General features: G+C 64.0%; 21 protein-coding genes and 2 riboswitches. Of the genes, 6 read left to right on the top strand and 15 right to left on the bottom strand.

Annotated elements, in window-relative coordinates; translation table 11 throughout:
- Nucleotides 1-37: 37 nt before the first annotated feature.
- The 5 genes from BSG08_RS06745 to metZ all read right to left on the bottom strand — a co-directional run bounded on the left by BSG08_RS06745 (nt 38) and on the right by metZ (nt 3,953).
- The gene (locus BSG08_RS06745) at nt 38-265 is read right to left on the bottom strand and encodes a hypothetical protein (RefSeq protein ID WP_093034014.1); all 228 of its coding nucleotides are present in this window, start codon (nt 263-265) and stop codon (nt 38-40) included.
- A gap of 188 nt (nt 266-453) precedes the next feature.
- Nucleotides 454-675: a hypothetical protein gene (locus BSG08_RS06750; RefSeq protein ID WP_093034017.1), complete on the bottom strand. Its 222-nt coding sequence runs from the start codon at nt 673-675 to the stop codon at nt 454-456.
- A 128-nt stretch (nt 676-803) separates the two neighbouring features.
- Nucleotides 804-1,355: a hypothetical protein gene (locus BSG08_RS06755; protein ID WP_093034020.1), complete on the bottom strand. Its 552-nt coding sequence runs from the start codon at nt 1,353-1,355 to the stop codon at nt 804-806.
- 180 nt (nt 1,356-1,535) lie between these two features.
- A complete protein-coding gene (gene folE2 / locus BSG08_RS06760) occupies nt 1,536-2,636 on the bottom strand; it encodes a GTP cyclohydrolase FolE2 (protein WP_093034023.1) in 1,101 nt (366 codons plus the stop codon).
- Between the two features lie 132 nt (nt 2,637-2,768).
- Nucleotides 2,769-3,953 (bottom strand): O-succinylhomoserine sulfhydrylase, encoded by a 1,185-nt coding sequence (gene metZ / locus BSG08_RS06765; protein WP_093034026.1) that lies wholly within the window; start codon nt 3,951-3,953, stop codon nt 2,769-2,771.
- Nucleotides 3,954-4,010: 57 nt separating this feature from the next.
- Nucleotides 4,011-4,088: riboswitch (SAM riboswitch) on the bottom strand.
- Between the two features lie 113 nt (nt 4,089-4,201).
- Between metZ and BSG08_RS06770 the strand changes: the two genes are divergently transcribed.
- Both BSG08_RS06770 and BSG08_RS06775 read left to right on the top strand, forming a co-directional pair.
- Nucleotides 4,202-5,143, top strand: a complete 942-nt coding sequence (locus tag BSG08_RS06770) for an alpha/beta hydrolase family protein (RefSeq protein ID WP_093034029.1) — start codon at nt 4,202-4,204, stop codon at nt 5,141-5,143.
- Between the two features lie 32 nt (nt 5,144-5,175).
- On the top strand, nt 5,176-5,853 hold the full coding sequence (locus BSG08_RS06775; RefSeq protein ID WP_093034032.1) for a glutathione S-transferase N-terminal domain-containing protein: 678 nt from the start codon (nt 5,176-5,178) through the stop codon (nt 5,851-5,853).
- Between the two features lie 24 nt (nt 5,854-5,877).
- Here the strand turns inward: BSG08_RS06775 and BSG08_RS06780 are convergent, their stop codons facing one another.
- From BSG08_RS06780 to BSG08_RS06800, 5 genes are all read right to left on the bottom strand, one after another.
- A complete protein-coding gene (locus tag BSG08_RS06780; RefSeq protein ID WP_093034035.1) occupies nt 5,878-6,501 on the bottom strand; it encodes a hypothetical protein in 624 nt (207 codons plus the stop codon).
- A gap of 91 nt (nt 6,502-6,592) precedes the next feature.
- Entirely contained in the window at nt 6,593-7,207 is a 615-nt protein-coding gene (locus BSG08_RS06785; protein ID WP_093034038.1) for an inner membrane-spanning protein YciB, read from the bottom strand.
- Nucleotides 7,208-7,250: 43 nt separating this feature from the next.
- Nucleotides 7,251-8,153 (bottom strand): EamA family transporter, encoded by a 903-nt coding sequence (locus tag BSG08_RS06790; RefSeq protein WP_093034309.1) that lies wholly within the window; start codon nt 8,151-8,153, stop codon nt 7,251-7,253.
- 112 nt (nt 8,154-8,265) lie between these two features.
- Entirely contained in the window at nt 8,266-9,564 is a 1,299-nt protein-coding gene (ftsY, locus tag BSG08_RS06795; protein ID WP_093034039.1) for a signal recognition particle-docking protein FtsY, read from the bottom strand.
- Nucleotides 9,565-9,631: 67 nt separating this feature from the next.
- Nucleotides 9,632-11,317, bottom strand: coding sequence for an NAD(P)H-dependent oxidoreductase subunit E (locus BSG08_RS06800; RefSeq protein WP_093034042.1), 1,686 nt, complete (start codon nt 11,315-11,317; stop codon nt 9,632-9,634).
- A gap of 208 nt (nt 11,318-11,525) precedes the next feature.
- Here BSG08_RS06800 and BSG08_RS06805 point away from each other — a divergent pair, with 208 nt between their 5' ends.
- Nucleotides 11,526-11,918: a hypothetical protein gene (locus BSG08_RS06805; protein WP_093034045.1), complete on the top strand. Its 393-nt coding sequence runs from the start codon at nt 11,526-11,528 to the stop codon at nt 11,916-11,918.
- A 102-nt stretch (nt 11,919-12,020) separates the two neighbouring features.
- On the opposite strand, the gene xseA is transcribed toward BSG08_RS06805, so the two are convergent.
- Entirely contained in the window at nt 12,021-13,529 is a 1,509-nt protein-coding gene (gene xseA / locus BSG08_RS06810) for an exodeoxyribonuclease VII large subunit (protein WP_093034048.1), read from the bottom strand.
- A 74-nt stretch (nt 13,530-13,603) separates the two neighbouring features.
- Here xseA and purD point away from each other — a divergent pair, with 74 nt between their 5' ends.
- A complete protein-coding gene (gene purD / locus BSG08_RS06815) occupies nt 13,604-14,866 on the top strand; it encodes a phosphoribosylamine--glycine ligase (protein ID WP_093034051.1) in 1,263 nt (420 codons plus the stop codon).
- Between the two features lie 64 nt (nt 14,867-14,930).
- On the opposite strand, the gene BSG08_RS06820 is transcribed toward purD, so the two are convergent.
- Nucleotides 14,931-15,254: a 2Fe-2S iron-sulfur cluster-binding protein gene (locus BSG08_RS06820; RefSeq protein WP_093034054.1), complete on the bottom strand. Its 324-nt coding sequence runs from the start codon at nt 15,252-15,254 to the stop codon at nt 14,931-14,933.
- 137 nt (nt 15,255-15,391) lie between these two features.
- Complete coding sequence (locus BSG08_RS06825; RefSeq protein ID WP_093034057.1) at nt 15,392-16,447, bottom strand: Mrp/NBP35 family ATP-binding protein; 1,056 nt, start codon at nt 16,445-16,447, stop codon at nt 15,392-15,394.
- A gap of 250 nt (nt 16,448-16,697) precedes the next feature.
- On the opposite strand from BSG08_RS06825, the gene BSG08_RS06830 reads away from it, so the two are divergent.
- The gene (locus tag BSG08_RS06830; RefSeq protein ID WP_093034060.1) at nt 16,698-16,922 is read left to right on the top strand and encodes a DUF1127 domain-containing protein; all 225 of its coding nucleotides are present in this window, start codon (nt 16,698-16,700) and stop codon (nt 16,920-16,922) included.
- 240 nt (nt 16,923-17,162) lie between these two features.
- Here the strand turns inward: BSG08_RS06830 and BSG08_RS06835 are convergent, their stop codons facing one another.
- On the bottom strand, nt 17,163-17,432 hold the full coding sequence (locus BSG08_RS06835) for a hypothetical protein (protein WP_093034064.1): 270 nt from the start codon (nt 17,430-17,432) through the stop codon (nt 17,163-17,165).
- A 99-nt stretch (nt 17,433-17,531) separates the two neighbouring features.
- Nucleotides 17,532-17,733: riboswitch (cobalamin riboswitch) on the bottom strand.
- A 132-nt stretch (nt 17,734-17,865) separates the two neighbouring features.
- On the opposite strand from BSG08_RS06835, the gene BSG08_RS06840 reads away from it, so the two are divergent.
- Complete coding sequence (locus tag BSG08_RS06840) at nt 17,866-19,263, top strand: helix-turn-helix domain-containing protein (protein WP_093034067.1); 1,398 nt, start codon at nt 17,866-17,868, stop codon at nt 19,261-19,263.
- 15 nt (nt 19,264-19,278) lie between these two features.
- Here BSG08_RS06840 and BSG08_RS06845 read toward each other — a convergent pair whose 3' ends face one another.
- Nucleotides 19,279-20,172, bottom strand: coding sequence for a hypothetical protein (locus tag BSG08_RS06845; protein WP_093034070.1), 894 nt, complete (start codon nt 20,170-20,172; stop codon nt 19,279-19,281).
- Between the last annotated feature and the right edge of the window lie 251 nt (nt 20,173-20,423).

Here is a 20,423-nt window from a genome sequence, read left to right on the forward strand (position 1 = left end):
CACTGTCAAGCACGATGCGCGCGGGTCATGCGATGCCTCAACCCGGCAGGATGTCCTCAAAGACAAACGCCGGAATATCCTTGCGTCGCAGGCCCATCGCGGCCAGTTCGGCATCGCTCAGACTGTGCAGGCGCGCAACACTGGCCAGTCTTTGCCGTGCGATCATGTAGCCATTCATGCCACCCGCGCGCTCGGCCAGATAAAGATCCAGATCACGCCGCCATCTCGCGGGCAGAAATCGGGTGTGCAGATCAGTGTCGGTCATTGGAACCCCTTTCATCGGATCGGTCGGGTCCCCTCCCATTCGACAGTATAGCCTGAGTCTGGTTGGAATGCGCCCGCCCCTCAAAACGATGCGCGGGATGTTGCTGCATTGCAGCAAAAACCCCGACGAACAGGGTCCGCCGGGGAAATGATTGGTTCAGGCGCTTTCAGCGCGGCTGCGGCAAGTGCTCAGGCGTAAAACAGGTCGCGGAAAACGTGATAGGGAATATCCTCGCGGCGAATGCCCATGCGCGTCAGTTCCGCATCGGTTTTCGCCTCCAGCGCCTCGATCCGGTTGCGGCGGGCGGTCACCCTTGCCTGCGCTTCCATGCCGCGCACGATTGCTGCGACAAACCTTTTCCAGCCCTCGCGCAGCGGCGATGCGGAAACGTTGGTTGTGATATTTGCCATTGGAAACCTCACTTTCGTTTGAGTTCAGGTTTCCTCCCTGCAACCGAATCTAGGTCAGCATGATTGACATGACTAGCGCCAATACGGAATAGCCGGGTTGCATGAAACGCATCCCGGCTATTACATACCTATTCCGACTTGGTTTTTTTTACCGGCTCAGGCAAGGCAGGCGGCATCGAGGGCGCGCGCGGGCGCTTGACGACTGGCTCGTCGGTGGCCTTGGTCCTGGCGGGCATCGCTTGGTCCGGCGTGTGGGTCGCCTTCACCTTCCTGGCCGCGCGCTGTGCAGCGGGCTTTGATCTGGCGACAGGGGCCGGTTCTGCTTCTGAGACCGGCGCTGCCTTGGCTTCGACCGCAATCGCAGGCTTGACCTCCGCCACGGATCTGGCCTCTGCCACAGGCGCAGGTTTCGCCGCTTCCCATGCAACTTTAGGCTTCGGCGCCGCGACAGCCGCCCGTGGCGCGGGCGCATGATCTTCAACGGCGCTTTTCGCCTCCACAACCGCCTCTTTCCTCGCGCAGGGCTGCGCCGCTTTCGCCTTCAGACGACCGGAAAACGACCCTGCCTCAAGGGCTGCCTGACCAAAGACCTGCGCAACCCGAAGATTGCTTTCGATCACATAGCCGGTCAGCCTGATTCCGGCAGCCGAGAGTTTGAGTGGAAGGTCGGGAGAAAGCATGAGGATATCCTTTTCAACAGATTCAGGCTCGCATAGCGCGCTCAGGTTACAATCATGTAACGCGCGCGAATCCGGGGTGGCAGCAAATTGACGTAACGTCAAATCACTTTAGGACCCTTTGGCCGGAAGATGCTCAAGGATTAGCCGGCAATGATGATCAAACGGGCAGGCCGCACCCGCCTAACGACCGTGCAGCAGCGTCTGAAACAGCTTGGGATCCAGGCTCTGCGCGGCAAAGGTGTCGCCTTCGGTCAGCACACTGACCGCATCATGGCTGTGCAGGCTCTCCTGATGGCTTGCGATCACCCGGAAATCGCCAACGCGCGGATCCGCCAGCAACTGCTCGCAAAACAGCCGCGCCGCGTCCTCGACAAAGACCGGATTGGCGGCGTTCAGTTCGGCAAATGCCTGCTCGTCCTCGCGCTTGACCATCACCTGCGTCTCTGTGGGTACCGCCCGGCGAGCGAGGTCGATCAGATCCTCGAACCACAGGCAATCGCCCTCCAGCACCTCGACCGAAATCCGCGCGACCGAGCGCTGCGAATGCGGCGTGGCCAGTTGCCCGCGCGCCGCGCGCGCATGTTCGCTCAGTTCCAGCGAACAGGGGCAGGTCGAGGAATAGACATAATCGAGATGCATGAACTTGCGCTTCGCTCCGCCCGTCTCGACCAGCTCCATCGCGATGTCGTAATACTGGAACCCCTCCAGCCCGGAACGCAGCGAACGCACCTTGGCCGGATAGGAAATCCGCATCTGCAACCGCGCATCGACACTGTCGAGATCGGTGATGTAATCGGCCAGGGCGGCCTCCATCACCTCCAGGCTGAATGTCTTTTCGGCATGTTTGTAGAAACTGCGCATGATCCGGGACATATTGATTCCCTTCCTGCCCGCTTCCAGGCTCACCGTGCCGGTCACAGAGGTCTCCAGCGTCAGATCGCCATTGTCACGGGTATGAAACCGGATCGGCAGGCGGAAATTGGAAATCCCGACATGCTGCAATTGCTGTCTGGTGCCACGGATCAACGAGGCGGGACCGTTCTGCAGATCGGGCAGGGATGCACGATACCGCGCATCCACCACGAAATCCTCCGGATAGTCGCGCCTGAGCAGCGGATAATTCGACACCTCGCCCGAGGTCAGCAACCGCGCAATCGCCGGATCGAGATCGGCCACCTCTTCAGGGCTGGCCGAACCAGCCCACGCGCGCAGCAGCGCGAGCGCCTCCCGGGCGTCGTCCCGATCCGGTTTCGGTTTCATCTCAGACGTATGCAGATTCATGCAAAGATTCCCTATACGCTCTGCCACACCCAAACATAAGGCTTTTTGACAGGAATTGCTATTATCGCAGGGATTTACGACAAAAGCGTCAGAGCGGATCATTCCTTTCACTGAAAAGGCAGAAAATCCGCCTCAACCCGCGACATCCAGCGCCCGGCCAAGATCGGCCAGCAGATCCCCGACATCCTCCAGCCCGACACTCAGCCGCACCAGCCCCGGCGTGATCCCGAGCGCCGCCTTCTGCTCGGCCGGCAGCCGTTGATGGGTGGTGGTCGCCGGATGGGTCGCGATGGATTTGGCATCGCCCAGATTGTTCGAAATCAGCACGATTTCGAGGGCGTTTAGAAACCTGAACGCCGCCTCCTGCCCACCCTTGAGATCGAGCGCCAGCACCGTGCCGCCCTGCCCCATCTGCGCCCGCACCAGATCGTGCTGCGGATGGCTGGCATGGCCCGGATAAATCACCCGCGCCAGACGCGGATCGCCCTGCAAGGCCTCGGCTATCGCCAGCGCGCTCTCGGACTGCGCGCGCACCCGCAGGTCGATCGTCTCCAGCCCCTTGAGCATGACCCAGGCGGTAAAGGGCGACATCGAACCGCCGGTATGCTTCATGTAGGGCTCCAGCGTGCCCCGGATATAGTCGCGGCTGCCCAGCACAACGCCGCCCAATGTGCGGCCCTGCCCATCGATATGCTTGGTGGCGGAATAGACGACCACGTCCGCCCCCTGCCCGATCGCGTTCGAGAAAACCGGCGTGGCAAAGACATTGTCCACGATCACCACCGCCCCCACCGCATGCGCCAGACCGGCCACCGCGCGGATATCGACCACATCGAGCGTGGGATTGGCGATGGTCTCGAAAAACACCGCTCTGGTGCCGGGCCGGATCGCCGCGCGCCACTGGTCCAGATCGGTGCCATCCACAAAACTCACCTCGACCCCGAACCGGGTCAGGATTTCCTCAAGCACATAGAGGCAGGAGCCAAACAGCGCCCGCGCCGAAACGACGTGGTCGCCCGCCCGCAGCATCGAGGTCAGCGCCCCCGACACTGCCGCCATGCCGCTTGCAGTGGCGAATGCGTCCTCCGCCCCCTCCAGCGACGCAATGCGCTCTTCGAACATCGCCACCGTCGGGTTGCCATAGCGGGCATAGATGAATTCATCGTCACCCGCCTTGATGAACCGCGCCGCCGCCGACTCGGCGCTGTCATAGACAAACCCTTGCGTGAGAAAAATCGCCTCGCTCACCTCGTTATACTGGCTGCGCCGCGTGCCGCCATGCACCAGTCTGGTGCGCTTGTTCCAGCTTTCGCTCATATCCGTCCTCCGGGCATCCCTGCCCATGAAAAAAGCCCCGACGCGGTCAAGCGAAAGGGGGCTTTCATCCTGACCTCTTTAGCGGGATGTTTAACGTGGCCCGCAATCCGGTAACAAATCGCCACATCCGCGCATTACTCCCGCGCGCGGCCTGCGTCAACACTGTCACGCAGGTTTCATGCGGGCGTCACCAAAGCGACGTATGGCCCCGCTACATCCCAACCACAAGATATGGTGGGATGAGGAACATGCCGCTTATACATGTGAATGCCGACACCAAAGGCCCCGCCCCGCATGCCCGGCAGGATGATCTGGCCACCCTCCTGCCCGGTCTTCTGGCGACCGAAGGGCCGGTGATCCTGATGGTGCACGGCTTCAAATACGCGCCCGGCCATCACAGCGAATGCCCGCATCGGCACATCCTGTCGCTTAGCCCTGAACGCGACAGCTTCAAGGTTCTCAGCTGGCCTGGCGGCCTCGGTTTCGGTCAGGGGCGTGCGGATGAGGGGTTGGCCATCGGCTTTGGCTGGCAGGCGCGCGGCACAGTCTGGCACGCCTATGCCGAGGCTGCGAATGCCGGCGTGCGGCTGGCGCAACTGGTCTCGATGATCCGCGACATCGCGCCGGACCGCCCGGTACATGCGCTGGCGCATTCCTTCGGGGCGCGGGTGATCCTCAGCGCGCTGCCACACCTGCCCCCGCAGTCCATCGGGCGCATCATCCTGCTTGCGGGGGCGGAATTCGGCCAGCGCGCGACGGAATGCCTGAACAGCCCCGCCGGACGCAGCGCCGAAGTGATCAACGTCACCAGCCGCGAGAACGACCTGTTCGACTTTCTGCTCGAATGCCTGATCGCGCCACCCGCGCGCGGCGACCGCAGCCTGGGTCACGCGAATCCGCTGGCCCCCAATGTCCTCAACCTGCAGATGGACGATCCCGAAACGCTGGCGGCCCTGCAACGGCTGGGATTTGCCATCGCCTCGCCCATGGCGCGAATCTGCCATTGGTCGCCCTATACGCGACCGGGGGTATTCCCGTTCTACAGCAGTTTACTGAGAAATGCCCCCGAACTTCCGCTGCCGCTTTTACGCTCCATGCTGCCCGACGCCCCGACGCCGCGCTGGTCGCGCATCCTCAGCCTGCCGGAACTGCGTCCGGCCTTGCCACTGGGACGAAAACCGTCATTCTGACGCCGCAGAACACACCGACCCCGGAGGATCAAATGCAGGCCCCCATCGATCTTTATTTCTGGCCCACGCCAAACGGCTGGAAAATCTCCATCGCGCTCGAGGAAATGGGTCTGCCCTACCGGACCCATCTCATCGACATCGGTGCCGGGGATCAGTTCAAACCCGAGTTCCTGGCGATCTCGCCCAACAACCGGATGCCTGCGATCACCGACCCCGAGGGGCCGGACGGCGCGCCGATCCATATCTTCGAATCCGGTGCGATCCTGCAATATCTGGCGCGCAAGACCGGGCAGTTCTACGGCACGACGGAACGCGACAGGATCGCGGTGGATCAATGGCTCATGTGGCAGATGGGCGGCGTCGGGCCGATGGCCGGACAGGCGCATCATTTCCTGAAATTCGCACCTCTCAAGACCCCGCCGCAGGATATCCCCTACGCCAAGGACAGGTATCGGCAAGAGGTGGCGCGGCTCTATGGCGTGCTCGACCGCCAGTTGGCGCGGCATCGGTATGTGGCCGGCGATTTCTATTCCATCGCCGATATGGCGATCTGGGGCTGGGCCTCGCTCTGGGAGGGACAGCAGCAGACGCTGGACGACAAACCGCATTTCGCCCGCTGGCTGGACGATCTGGGCAGGCGCGAGGGGGTACAGCGCGGCCGCGCGCTCGCAGCGGAAAAACGCCAGGATCCGACAGCGCGCAAAGCCTGAGTTGAACTCGGGAAAATACCCGCGTCAGGCCGGTTGACTGTCCGATGGCACGAGCATCAGAACGATGAGCCAGTAAAACCCGTGCAGGACCAGAACAAAGACCGGCATCACGGTGATCCATATGGCCGGTGTTTCAAAGGCGATCAGCGTCTCGTTGACGCAGATCACCAGCGTCGCGACCAGGGCGTTCACCCGCAACAGGCTGACCACCTTGAATTCCGGCGTGCCATCGGCGCTGCGCGGGGTGATGCGATCCAGCATCTCGCCCTCGCGCATCACGCCCAGGACCATGACGACCAGAAAGAATACCGCAAAGGCCGTGATCAGCCGCTGTGTCAGCAGCGGATCATTCAGCCAGATCTGCAACGCCGCCAGCAGCAGCAACGCCGCCACCGGCCAGCGCAGCATAGCCGGACGACCGGCCCGCATCTGCCCCATGTCATGTGCCGCCTGCGGCAGATTTCGCCAGATCGCATAGGCCTGCGCCACCACGACCGCGAGGACAAAGGCCATATTCTCGCCCACCTGCGCCCATTGCAGGCCGATCCAGATCATCAGCATGATGAGGACCGGCAGGACATTGCGCACCCGAATCGGCGGAATCGACAGGGTTGCGTCGAGAAGGCGAGAGGAAAAGCGCTTTATCATGCCTCTACACGTAGCGGCAGATTGGGGCCATATCTCGGCATAGATGTGAGAATTCCGGGAAAGTGCCGCAAAGGTTGCCGACACGGAACCTTCACTCGGCGGCATCGTCCGCCTTGTCCTCGGTGGAATGGTCCCGAAACAGCCTTCCCTGGGTCATGAAGAACAGGAAAATCGCCGCCGTCAGGCCGAAGGTCTTGAAGTAGACCCAGGTTTCCTCGGACTGCGTGCGCCAGATCAGCTCGTTCAGAACGGCAAGACCAAGGAAGAACATCGTCAGTCTTTGCGTCAGGATCATCCAGCCCCGATCGCTGAGCGGCATCACGCCATCCATCACATATTGCAGATAAGATCGCCCGCGCCACAGGCCAAAACCCAGAATCCCGCCAAAAAGCAGATAGATCATCGTCGGTTTCATCTTGAAGAACCGCGGATCGTTGAACCAGACCGACAGGCCGCCAAAGACCACGATCAGCACCGCCGTGACGACCTGCATACGCGACAGGTGCCCCGTGATCCGCCACAGGATCGCCATACAGATCAGAAAGACCGGAATGAAACCGGCCGTAACGACGATGAACCCGTCATATTCCGTGCCGCCAATGGCAAAGACACGGTCCTTGAGCCACAGGTAGGCGGCGAAGAAGGCCAGGATCGGGCCAAACTCCAGAACGGGTTTGGCCCATTTGGGCGTCGGCGTCTCTGCCATGACTCTTGCACTCCTTGAAGGTTGTGAGAGGGTTGTGGAACCTTCAGCCGCCGAATTCAACTATGACCGCACCGGCGGCGATCAGGCTCATGAGGGCAATCCGTCGCGGCCCCACCGTTTCCTTGAGCACCAGCCAGCCGATGAGCGCCGCGAAAACCGTCGAGGTCTCGCGCAGCACCGCCGCCTCGCCGACCTTGTCCAGCCGCGTGGCCAGCATGATCGACCCGAAAGAGAAGAACGCCACCAGCCCGCCGATCACCCCGCGCAGCATCAGCGGCCCCGCCGCGGGCCGGTTCGGCAGATTGCGCCAGCGCGCCCAGGCAAACCCCGGCATGGTCAGACCGTCCAGAAAGAAGAACCACGCCAGAAAGGTGAACGGATCAGCCGCGGCGCGGATGCCATATGCGTCGTAGGTCGTGTATAGCGCGACAAACAGCCCGGTCATCACCGCCAGGCCCAGCGCCAGCGGCATCGTCTCGCGGTCAAGCGTCAGCGTGCGCAGATTGTAGACCGCAAGCCCGTAGATCCCGCACAGCAACACCCCGACCCCCAGCCACTGCATCGGGGCGAATATCTCGCCAAACAGCAGCCACGCCCCGACCACCGTGAAGAGCGGTCCGGTGCCGCGCACCACAGGGTAAACCACCGTATAGGCGCCCTTGGTATAGGCCAGCCCCTGAAAGATCTTGTAGCCGATGTGAATCAGCACGGCCCCCGCAAAGATCGGCCACATATGCGGCTCCGGCCAGGGCACAACAAAGAACGCAAAGGGCGCCGCCATGGCGGCATAGCTGAAATCGATCGCGCCCCGGCTGAGCCAGGGATCATGCCGCCCCTTCTGCAACGCACCGAATATCGCGTGCAACAACGCCGCCGCAAGCGCCAGCGCGGTTGCCAGCTGCTTGCCCTCTGCCGTGCCTTCAAGCGCGATCAGCCACTCGCTCATGCACGCCATCGCGGGAAAGGGCCCGCCCTGCAAAGCACTGTGCATGCAGCAACCGTAGGCCGGGCTTCAGCCCGGCAAAGAACGCGCCGGCCGGATGACGCGGCGGCCTGCCTCATTCGGCGCCAAGCCCCGTGAGGGCGGCGGCGAACTCCTCGGGGTCGAACGGCGCCAGATCGTCGATCTGTTCGCCTACCCCTATGGCATGGATCGGCAGGCCGAACCTGTCCGCCAGCGCCACCAGAACGCCGCCGCGCGCGGTGCCGTCGAGCTTGGTCATCACCAGCCCGGTGATATCGGCGAGTTTCTGGAATATCTCGACCTGCGACAGCGCGTTCTGCCCGGTCGTCGCATCGAGCACCAGCAGCGTGTTGTGCGGGGCAGAGGGATCCTTCTTGCGGATCACCCGGACGATCTTGGCCAACTCCTCCATCAGGTCGGCGCGGTTCTGCAACCGCCCCGCCGTGTCAATCATCAGAAGATCGGCCCCCTCGGCCTCGGCCCGCGTCATCGCGTCGAACGCAAGACTCGCGGGGTCTGACCCCTCGGGCGCGGTCAGAACCGGCACCCCCGCCCGTTCGCCCCAGATCTGAAGCTGCTCGACAGCAGCGGCGCGAAAGGTATCGCCAGCGGCAATGATCACCGATTTGCCCGCCGCCTTGAACTGGCTCGCCAGCTTGCCGATGGTGGTGGTCTTGCCCGATCCGTTGACACCCACCACCAGCACCACCTGCGGTTTTTTCGGATAGATCGGCATCGGGCGCGCCACCGGCACCATGATGCGGGCGATCTCCTGGGCCAGGAATTCCTTGATCTCCCGCGTCGAAAGCCGCTTTCCCATCCGCCCCTCGGCCATGTTCGCGGTGACGCGCAGCGCGGTGTCGACCCCCATGTCGGCGGTGATCAGCAACTCTTCGAGCTGTTCGAGCATCGCGTCGTCCAGCGCGCGCCGGACAACCGCCGTCCTGTCGCCACGCCCCAGAAGACGCCCCAGAAGGCCGCTGCGCGGGGCCGGGGGGGCTGCAGGCGGCAGGCTATCGGGAATCTCGAACGGTGCGGAGGGAGCGGGTATTTCCGGCGTCCACGGTATTTCCACGGGCGGCTCGTTGACCGGCAACTCCACCGGCGACCGGGGCGGCGCCTCATCGGGGCGCGTCGGGATGTCGGGTGGCGTCGGATCGGGCGCAGGCGGAGGCGTGGGAACGGGGAGCGGTTGCGGTTCGGGTTCCGGCGCAGGTGTGGGTTCCGGCTCCGGCTCCGGCGCAGGTTCCGGCGCAGGTGTGGGCGCAGGCTCCGGCGTCTCCGGGTCGCCCGCCTCTGCCACGCCGCCGTCCTCCACGATCGCCTCCAGACCCGCTTCGAGCCTGGACGACGACTTGAACAGCCGTTCCTTGAGTTTCGAGAAAAACGCCATGCGCCCTCCGATCCGCCGTATCAGTCACCTAATGCGGATCGGCAGGATATGGAAGCCCGCGCGCGCCTCAGATTTCGTTCGCGAAATGCTGCATCACCAGACGAATCGGGTTCGGCGCCGCCTGCCCCAGCCCGCAGATCGAGGCATCGGCCATCGCGCTGCACAATTCCGCCAGGAGCGGCTGATCCCAATGATCGGCCTGCATCAGCTTGACCGCCTTTTCACAACCCACCCGGCACGGCGTGCATTGGCCACAGCTTTCATCCTCGAAGAACCGCAGCATGTTCAGCGCCGCATCGCGCGCGCTGTCGTGATCCGACAACACCACGACGGCGGCAGAGCCGATGAACGACCCATGCGGCTGCAACGTGTCGAAATCGAGCGGAATATCGTCCATCGACGCGGGCAGCAGACCCGAAGAGGGACCGCCCGGCTGATACGCCTTGAAGCTGTGACCGTCGAGCATCCCGCCCGCAGCCTCGATCACATCCACGATCGTGGACCCCGCCGGCAAGAGATGAACACCGGGATTTTTCACGCGACCCGAAACCGAATAGGACCGCAGCCCCTTGCGACCGTTCTTTTCGACGCCCGACAGGATCTCGCCGCCCTCCCGCAGCACGCGCGTCACCCAATAGAGGGTTTCCACATTGTTGACGAGCGTGGGCCGGTCGAAAATGCCGACCTGCGCCACGAATGGCGGACGGTGGCGTGGCAGGCCGCGCTTGCCCTCAATCGATTCGATCATCGCGCTTTCTTCGCCGCAGATATAGGCCCCCGCCCCGCGCCGCAGGTCGATGTAACCGGGGGTTACGATAGCTGCATCTTCCAATGCCTTGATTTCACGGCGCAGGATTTCCAGCACGGCCGGGTATTCATCCCGCATGTAGATGAAACAGCGCTCCGCCTCGACCGCCCATGCCGCAATCAGCATGCCCTCAAGGAAAACATGCGGCTCGCGTTCCAGATAATAGCGGTCCTTGAACGTGCCCGGCTCGCCCTCGTCGCCATTGACGGCCAGGTAACGCGGGCCCGGCTCGGCGCGCACGAAACCCCATTTGCGCCCCGACGGAAACCCGGCACCGCCCAGACCCCGCAGACCCGAGTCGAGCAGCGTCTGCTGCACCGTCCCGAAATCGCCTCCCGCGCGCAATTCCGACAGCCTGGCATAACCGCCGGATGCCGAATAGTCGGCAAAGGCTTGATACTCAGGGACATGCGCATGGGTGTCATCCGCCGCGATCGCGACCCGCACCTTGTCCACGGTGGCGTTGTCGATGTGATTGTGGCCCAGTTCCAGAACAGGCGCCGTATCGCAACGCCCCATGCAGGGCGCGCGCAGCACGCGGACCCGTGACGGATCCAGCCCCTCCTCCAGCGCCTGCCGGAGCTGCTGCGCCCCCGCCAGTTCGCAGGACAGCGAATCGCAAACCCGGATGGTCAGCGCCGGTGGCGGGGTCTCGCCTTCCTTAACCACGTCGAAATGCGCGTAAAACGTGGCAACCTCGTAAATCTCGGCCTGGGCGATCCGCATTTCCTCGCCCAGCGCACGCAGATGCGCCGCCGACAGATGACCATATTCGTCCTGAATGAGATGCAGATACTCGATCAGCAGATCGCGCCGGCGCGGCCCCTCGCCCAGCAGCGCGCGGACCTCGGCCCAGGCCTGATCCTCCAGTTGGCGACCCTTGGGCGTATGCCGCCCCTTGCCCTTGCCCGATTTCCACACGCCTTTGCGTTCATCAAGTGCCATGCGCTCATCCCCACTGCCTCTTGCGCCCAGAAATAACGTGCGCACCGCCGAACCGGGAGAGCAAATGCGACATTTACGCCTTCGGATGCGTTCATTCGGGGGCAAATCGGCGTGACATTCGAACTATGGGCGTCGGTCAGGATCGTCGGCCACCCCTCGACGCGGAAATCCACTGGCGGGGCGCGGCCCGATCTGGCAGTCTGTCGTCATGCGTTTCTTCACCCTGATCCTTGCCCTGACCAGCCAGACCTGTGCGGTCCAAGCACAGATGAGCGCCGCCGAATTCGACCGCTATACGCGCGGACATACCTTCTATTACGGTGCCAACGGCGCGCCATATGGCGGCGAGGAATACCTCGATGACCGCCGCGTGCGCTGGTCATTCCTCGACGGGCAATGCCAGAGCGGCTACTGGTACGAAGAGGACGACCTGATCTGTTTCATCTATGAGAACCGGCCCGATCCACAATGCTGGAGCTTTGAACAGGCGGGCGGCGGATTGGTGGCGCGGTTTGCCGGACCCGAGCCATCGACAGAACTCTACGAGGTCGAGAAATCAAGCGAGCCGCTGATGTGTCTGGGGCCTGACATCGGTGTTTGAATTGTCTTTTTCAGCTCAATGTTTCCAGTTCATAAACAAAAACTGCATAAAACTGTTAATTATCCCATTTTTTGACACGATCTCCCGCGCTGTCAGGTAATGTCAGAAAAGACTGCCCTGCCCTTTGGAGCCCGCGTCCTTTTCGGTTGGCTTGTTCGGTTTGCGCTCTGATCTCATCAGCGCCGCAGATGGACCCAGACCGAGCCTGCCGTCGAAAAACTCGATTTCCAGCGCCCCGGCACCCGCAGCGGCAGCCCGCGTCGTGACAACCGCGCCATCCCCCCGGACGACCGCATAACCACGCTTCAGTGTGGCGGTGTAGCCCAGTGTTTCATGCAGCCTGTCCAATGCCTCGATCCGGTCCCGCCAGCCGCGTGTCTGACGTTTCGCCGCATCGCTCAGCCGAGTGAACAGGCGGTCAAGCTCGCGCTGCCTGTTCTCCATGTCCCGATGCAGCGCATGAATGTTGAGGCGCGCCGCCGTATTGGCCAGCCGCCGCCGGTCCGCCTCGACCGCGCGGCGCAACAGGCCCGGACGCAGCGCGCCGGCGGTTTCCGACAGGTGAACACGCCGCGTCTGCACAGAGCGAATCAGCGCCGCAGGCAGCCTGTCGGACCAGGTGTCCAACCGTTGACGGGGTGTCTCCAGCAGGGTCTCGGGCCGGGGCAGCGCACGCGAGAGATCGCGCAGCCGCTGACCGCGCATGGCGATACCCGTGCTCAGCGACTGCGACAGCCGCATCGCCTGACCGTCAAGCCACGCCATCAGATCCAGCCGCACCGGCACCGCCAGTTCCGCCGCCGCCGTGGGCGTGGGCGCGCGTTTGTCGGCGGCAAGGTCGATCAGCGTCGTATCGGTCTCGTGCCCGACGGCGGAAATGAGGGGAATCGCGCTCTCGGCAGCGGCGCGCACCACGATTTCCTCGTTGAAGCCCCACAGATCCTCGACCGAACCGCCGCCGCGCGCCACGATGATGAGGTCGGGCCGCGGCAGTGCGCCACCGGGCGACAACGCATTGAAACCGCGGATCGCCCGCGCCACCTCGGGCGCGCAGTTCTCGCCCTGCACCACCACCGGCCAGATCAGCACCTTGCGCGGAAACCGCTCGCGCAGCCGGTGCAGGATATCGCGAATCACCGCCCCCGAGGGCGAGGTCACGACGCCGATGATCTCGGGCAGGAACGGCAACCGCACCTTGCGCTCCGGCGCGAACAGCCCCTCCGCCGCCAACGCCTGCCTGCGCTTCTCCAGCATCGCCATCAGCGCGCCCATGCCCGCCGGCTTCATGTCCTCGATGATGATCTGATAGCGCGACTGACCGGGAAACGTGGTCAGCCGCCCGGTGGCGACAACCTCCATCCCCTCCTCCGGCTGCACCGCCAGACGGGCGGCGACACCTTTCCAGATGATCCCCGCCAGCACTGCCTTGTCATCCTTGAGATCGAGATAGACGTGGCCCGAGCGCGGACGCGAAATGCGCCCCAACTCACCACGCACCCGCACATGGCTGAATTCCCCCTCGATCATCCGCCTGATCGCGCCCGACAGGTCAGAGACCGAAAATTCCGGGGCGTTCCCGCCAGGGTCGGGACTGTCGATCAGGTCGGACATGGGCGGCACCTTGTGTCTGCGTGATCGCCACCTTAGAACGCGCGACAAGCGAGGCCAAGCCGGAGACATGCGCGATGAACATTCTGATCCTTGGCGGCGGCGGGCGCGAACACGCCCTGGCCTGGGCGGTGCTGCAAAACCCCAAATGCGACCGGCTGATCGTGGCCCCCGGCAATGCAGGCATCGCCGAGATTGCCGAATGCGCAACGTTCGACATCCTCGACGGCGGCGCGGTGGCCACGTTCTGCGAGGCCGAGGCGGTGGATTTCGTGATCATCGGCCCCGAGGCGCCGCTGGCCGCTGGCGTCGCCGACCGGCTGCGCGAGGCGGGGCTGCTGGTCTTTGGCCCCTCCGCGGCCGCGGCGCGGCTGGAGGCATCCAAGAACTTCACCAAGGAAATCTGCGCCGCCTGCGGCGCGCCGACGGCGGCCTACCGGCACTTCACCGACGCACAGGCAGCGCGGGATTATGTGACAACGCAAGACGCGCCCATCGTGGTCAAGGCCGACGGGCTGGCGGCGGGCAAGGGCGTTGTCGTGGCGATGACCGGGGCAGAGGCGCTTGCGGCGGTCGACGACATGTTCGGAGGCGAATTCGGCAGCGCCGGGGCCGAGGTGGTGATCGAGGAATTCATGCAGGGCGAGGAGGCCTCGTTCTTTGTCCTCTGCGACGGCGAGACGGCGCTGCCCATCGGCACCGCGCAGGATCACAAGCGCGTGGGCGAGGGCGACACCGGCCCCAACACCGGCGGCATGGGGGCATATTCGCCCGCGCCGGTTATGACCGATGCGGTCACGGCCAGAGCGCTCGATGAAATCGTGCGCCCCGTGCTGGCCGAAATGTCCCGGCGCGGCACGCCCTATCAGGGCGTGCTCTTTGTCGGGCTGATGATCCGCGACGGCCAGCCCCGGCTGGTCGAGTTCAACGTGCGCTTCGGCGATCCCGAATGTCAGGTTCTGATGATGCGGCTCGGCGGGCAGGCGCTCGACCTCATGCTGGCGACAGCCGAGGGCCGGCTGGCCGATATCTCGGTCAACTGGGCCGGGGATCATGCTCTGACCGTGGTGATGGCCGCGAACGGCTATCCGGGGAGTTACGAAAAAGGAAGCGTTATCAATGGTCTGGATACCTGCCCCGAGGACAGCTTTCATCAGGTCTTTCACGCGGGCACCGCGCGCAGCGCGGGACAGTTCGTGGCGCACGGAGGCCGCGTCCTGGCGGTCACGGCACGCGGAGCAAGCCTGCGCGAGGCGGCGGACCGGGCCTATGCGATGGTCGGCCGGATCGACTGGCCGGACGGTTTCTGCCGCCGCGACATCGGCTGGCGCGCGCTCTGAGGCGCAACCTGCCCGGCAAAGAGCACGGCCAGCGATACCTCAAGTGTTCCCCGACGCATCCGTCTCAGATCTGCTTCTCCGGCATCTGCACCACCAGACCGTCCAGCGCATCGGTCACCTTGAGCTGACAGGTCAGGCGCGAGCGGTCGGGGTCAGGCTCATAGGCGAAATCGAGCATGTCCTCTTCCATGTCCTCCTTGGGCGGCAGTTTCCCGACCCAGGCCGGATCGACATAGACATGACAGGTCGAGCACGCGCAGGCTCCGCCGCAATCGGCCTCGATGCCGGGAATGTTGTTGTCCCGCGCGCCCTCCATCACGGTGAGGCCATTGGCGACCTCGACCACATGCTCGGTCCCGTTATGCTCGATATAGGTGATTCTGGCCATGACTTGGCTGTCTCCATTGACGACTGTTCGATTGGTTTCCTAGCCAAGCGATCTGGCACAGGCCAGCCCCATTTGCGACCCGCTGGGAAAAGAGTTGCACGAATTCAGCAATGTTCGCGTTATGTTTCATAGCCGTATCACGCGTATCCGTCGCGGACCAGCCGGGCCGCCAGCCCGGCATAGGCCTGCGCCACCGCCCCCTCGCCCGCCGCCACCGGACGCCCCGCATCGCCCGCCAGCCGCGTCTCCAGATCAATCGGCAGCGCCGCCAGCAGCGCCAGGCCCAGCTTCTCCGCCTCGGCGCGCACCCCGCCATGGCCAAAGATATGCGCCTCGTGCCCGCAATCGGGACACTGGAAATAGGACATGTTCTCGATCATCCCCAGCATCGGCACATCAAGCGTGGTGAACATGTCCATCGCCTTGCGCGCATCCAGCAACGCCACGTCCTGCGGCGTGGACACGATGATCGCGCCGTCGGGGCGCGCCCGCTGGCTGAGCGTAAGCTGCACATCGCCGGTGCCCGGCGGCAGATCGACGATGAGCACGTCGAGCGCGCCCCAGTCCACCTGGGTCAGCATCTGTTGCAGCGCGCCCATCAGCATCGGACCGCGCCAGATGACGGACTTGGCCGGATCGAGCATCAACCCGATCGACATCAGCACGACGCCATGTGCCGCAAGCGGCGTGATCCGCTGGCCATCCGGGCTGGTTGGGCGCGCGGAGACACCCATCATCCTCGGCTGGCTCGGTCCGTGAATGTCGGCGTCGAGCAGGCCCACACGCCGCCCCGCCCTGGCGAGCGCCACGGCGAGGTTGGAGGCGACGGTGGATTTGCCCACACCGCCCTTGCCCGAGGCCACAGCGAGAATCGACGCAACCCCCGCCGGGCGGATCGAACTCGTGCCCCCCTTCGGATGCTGGCCAAGTTTCAGCGCAGGCGGCGCGGCATGGGCGGTGAGTGCGACCGTCGCCTTGCTCACCCCCGGCAGGCTGAGCGCCGCGCGCTCGGCAGCGGCGCGCAGGGGCTCCATCATGCGGGCCATCTCGGGGCTTGGGGCCTCGATGACGAATCGCACATCCGCCCCCTCGATGGTCAGCGCACGCACCATGTCGCGCGAAACCAGATTGCCGCCATCGGGCAGTTCCAGCTGCGCCAGCCGCGCCTCGACTTCCGAACGTGTTACCGGCATGTTCACTCCTTTGGCATCCCTGCCTGAATAAGTGGCAATGCAATGCGCCAAGGCAAGGCATGTTGGCAGAGTGCCTGAAAAACACCGCAGTTGCTTAACCTTAGGTCAATTTCCCTTATGCATTTGCTGCATAGCAGCATTGCTTATCCGGGGTATTGTGCAGGTGCAGCAAAGCGCTATCTTGAACTCAACAAGGGCAAAGCGAAACGCACCGCACCCGAATACGAACATATCCGCAAGGTTCCGAAAGATGACATATACAACCGAAATTAACCGCTCCGCAACAAAGGTGCTGGGCGAAGACATAAGCGCCGCAGTCTATGCCGCAATGCAGCGCATCGTGGATTATCGCCTCTATCGCCGCACCATCCGCGAGTTGTCGCAACTCGGCGCGCATGACTTAGCGGACCTGGGGCTGCATCGCAGCGAAATCCGCCGCGTCGCACGGGAAACAGTTTACGGTCGCAGATCGTAATCACGAGATCAGGTGCTCCTCTCCTCCTCCCTGGGGCATCTGTTAGGGTCATGGGCTTCTCTTCTCCTCCCTGAAGGCCATGATCGTCAAAGCGGGATCATCACGATCCCCACCATTTGCGAAAGGCCCCTCCTCCTCCCTGGGCCGGACGTATAGGAAACGGCGGCGCCTCTCCTCCTCCCTGGCGTCGCCGTTTTTTATTTGTATCGCTCTGATTGCCAGCCGCGCTGGCCGTGTGGATCAATGCAGCGCGCGGATCCGGTCACGCCGCCGCGGGCAGGCCAGCGACACCTGACAAGCCTCTTGCAGACATTCCACAAATGCCCGCGCGGCATCGCTTTCGGCGGCATGAACCGCCGGTTCGTCAAGTGCCGCGCGCACCATCTGCGCAGTCACCGGGCCGGGCATGGCAAAGATCCATTCAAGAAAACCACGTCGCGCATCACCCCGGGCCTGCGCGCCGGTTGCGGTATTCGCCTCCAGCCCTTCGAGAATTCGGGTAAGGGTCATCGGTCTTTTCACTCCCCGGCCACACCCCGGGCCGGATGGGGCGGAAAGGGCAAGGGTCATGGCGCAGCCGCTGCGCACACGCCCGCACCGCCCCCCGCGGTTCGACGTAGCACCACGGCTGGTTTCCGGGCTTGGATGGCGGGCCTTTCGACCCTGCATTCCCGCACCTTCCCGGACCATGACCGGCCCAGTGGCATATCGCCGGAACGCCCTCCCTTACCGTTGCGGGGGCAGCGCCGGAATCTCACCGGCTTCCCAATTCTCCGCCCCGAGAGGCGGCACCTTGGCGAGTTCACGCTAGCAGGCCACGGTAATGCTGGAAAGCACGGATTTGGAGTATTTCCGGAAAGATGGAACGCAGGACTTGACCCCCAGAATTTGCAATTCCACAGTTGACCAACGCAAATTTGCAAACCCGACGCCGAGGAATCCGATGGCCATCCAGAAACTCTATGCCGGGGCCAAGCTGCGCGAGACCCGCCAGCGCCTGGCGCTGACGCAAAAGGATTTCGCCGCCAAGCTGGGCGTCTCGCTGCCCTATCTCAACCAGATGGAAAACAACAACCGCCCCGTCAGCACCACGGTGGTTCTGGCGCTGGCGCAGGAATTCGGCTTCGATGTCACCGAACTGTCGACCGGCGATGCCGAAAGGATGGTCTCCGACATGCGCGAGGCGCTGGCCGATCCGGTCTTTGGCGACGATCCGCCCCCCTTGGCCGATCTGCGGCTGACCGCCTCGAACGCACCCTCCCTTGCGCGCGCCTTTCTCGATCTGCACAGCGCCTACCGACAAACACACGAGCGACTGGCCTCGCTGGACGAGGCCCTGGGCCGCGAGGACGCGCGCAGCCAGTCCAGCCCTTGGGACGAGGTGCGCGATTTCTTTCACTATTGCGACAACTATATCGACGCGGTCGATCACGCCGCCGAACACTTCGCCGAAGCAGACGGGCAGCAAGCGGTATCCGCCCTGGCCATCGCGCGGCTGACAGCATTGGGAATCGCTGTGCGCGAGGCCGATACGCCCAAGCTGCGCCACTATGACCGCGCCGCCGGAGTGCTTACGCTGTCATCGCGCGCGGCCCCCGAAACGCGCCGGTTCCAGCTCTTGTTGCAACTGGCGCTGGTGACGCAGGATCAACTGCTCGAAGCGACGCTGGATTTCGCGCGTTTCCAGTCCGACGCCGCGCGCTCGATCGCCAAGATCGGGCTGGCCAATTACTTTGCCGGGGCCGCGCTGATGCCCTATGGCCGGTTTCTCGCCGCCGCCCAGGAGGTGCGACACGATCTTGAGGTTCTCGCCAACCGCTTCGGCGCCTCGATCGAACAGGTCTGCCATCGGCTCTCGACCCTGCAACGGCCCGGAGCCAAGGGCATCCCGTTCTTCTTCGTGCGGGTCGATCAGGCGGGCACGATCACCAAACGGCACTCGGCGACGCGGTTGCAATTCGCCCGCTTCGGCGGGGCCTGTCCCCTGTGGAACGTGCATCGCGCGTTCGAGACGCCGGGCCGGTTCCTGCGGCAACTGGCCGAAACGCCCGACGGCGTGCGCTATATCTCCCTCGCGCGCGATGTCAGCAAGCCGGGCGGCAGCTTCGGCGCGCCGGTGCGGCGCTTTGCGATCGCACTCGGCTGCGAGGTGAGGCACGCGGGCGATCTGGTCTATGCCGACGATCTCGATGTGAGCAATGCGCGCGCCTTTGAACCGATCGGCATTTCCTGCCGGATCTGCGAGCGGGCGGACTGCCACCAGCGATCCGTCCCGCCGCTGGAACGACGCCTGCAGGTAACGCCGGACGAACGCGGCGTGCTGCCCTATAGCGTGGGCTAGCGCGCGCCGCCGCGCCTAATCCCCGTCCCGCATCGGCGCAATCTCCACCGGCAGCGCCCAGTCGCTGACCGGCGTGGCCTCATCCGCCGGTCGCGCCAGCAGCACCTGCGCGTGAAAATGGCCCGTGGTCTCGACCCCCTCGGTCACATGTCCGGCGGCGCGTGCGTTTTCAATCGCGCGCGCCTGTTCCCCGGCGCTCTCGAACCGGCGATGCACAAAGGGCGGGATCGGCAACGCTTCGACCACCAGGCCATGCGCCTGCAATACCTCGGTCGCGGCAGAGCGTTCATTGCCGCGAATGGGCGAGGTCATCACCCAGGGCTTGCGCGCGGCACAAGCCGCCAGCAGCCGGTCGAGCGCGCGCGGCATCAGTTGTGCGACGGAACCGCATTCGACGATCATGTCGCAGCGCGCCAGTTCCGCGGCCAGCGCCTCCGAGGGCGCCGCCACCTCCAGATCCTCGGCAAAGCCCGCGTCAAACAGGCCCACCGCCCGCCCATAGGCCACCGCATTGGGCATCACGTCCAACCCGGTGACATGGAGCGACAGATCGCGGCGGCGCAGACCGGCGAGCCAGTCGCGATCCCAGGCCATCACCTCGGCGGGCGAGGCACTGTCGAACCGCGCCTCGCGGTAGCGCGCGAACACCTGCGCCAGTGTCAGATCATGCGCCATCAGCGCGGTGACGATCCCGTAGCTGCTGGCAAAGTCCAGAATTCGCGCGACGCTCAGCCCACGCAACCGCACCAGTTCCGCCAGCCCGGCGCGAAAGGCCGCCACCGCGTGATGCTGGTTGCGATAGCCCAGCGCATCCATCATGCGGAAATAGGCCCGGCAATCGGGCTGATCGTAGGTGTCGTCAAAGATCGTGACGAAACTGTCCTTTGATGTCTCTGGCACCTTGTTCATCGTGGATACCTGGCCTTTTCTCGGTCTGACCGGACGGACCGGCAAGTCCTGAACCTTGCCGCGGGACCACGGTTTTACAACCGAAATCACGCGGATTTTCACAGGCAGGCACACAAGTGTGACAGAATTTCCGGTTCTGAAACATTATTACGCGCGCCTGTCTGCAACGTGATGCGTCGTGCGCGCAAGTCACTTGAAAGACGCAGGCCAGAGGCACACCCTTTCAGGGCGCGTTCGTTTTTGTTTCAGGA

Source organism: Roseovarius azorensis, assembly GCF_900109455.1.
GTDB classification, from domain to species: Bacteria; Pseudomonadota; Alphaproteobacteria; order Rhodobacterales; family Rhodobacteraceae; genus Roseovarius; species Roseovarius azorensis.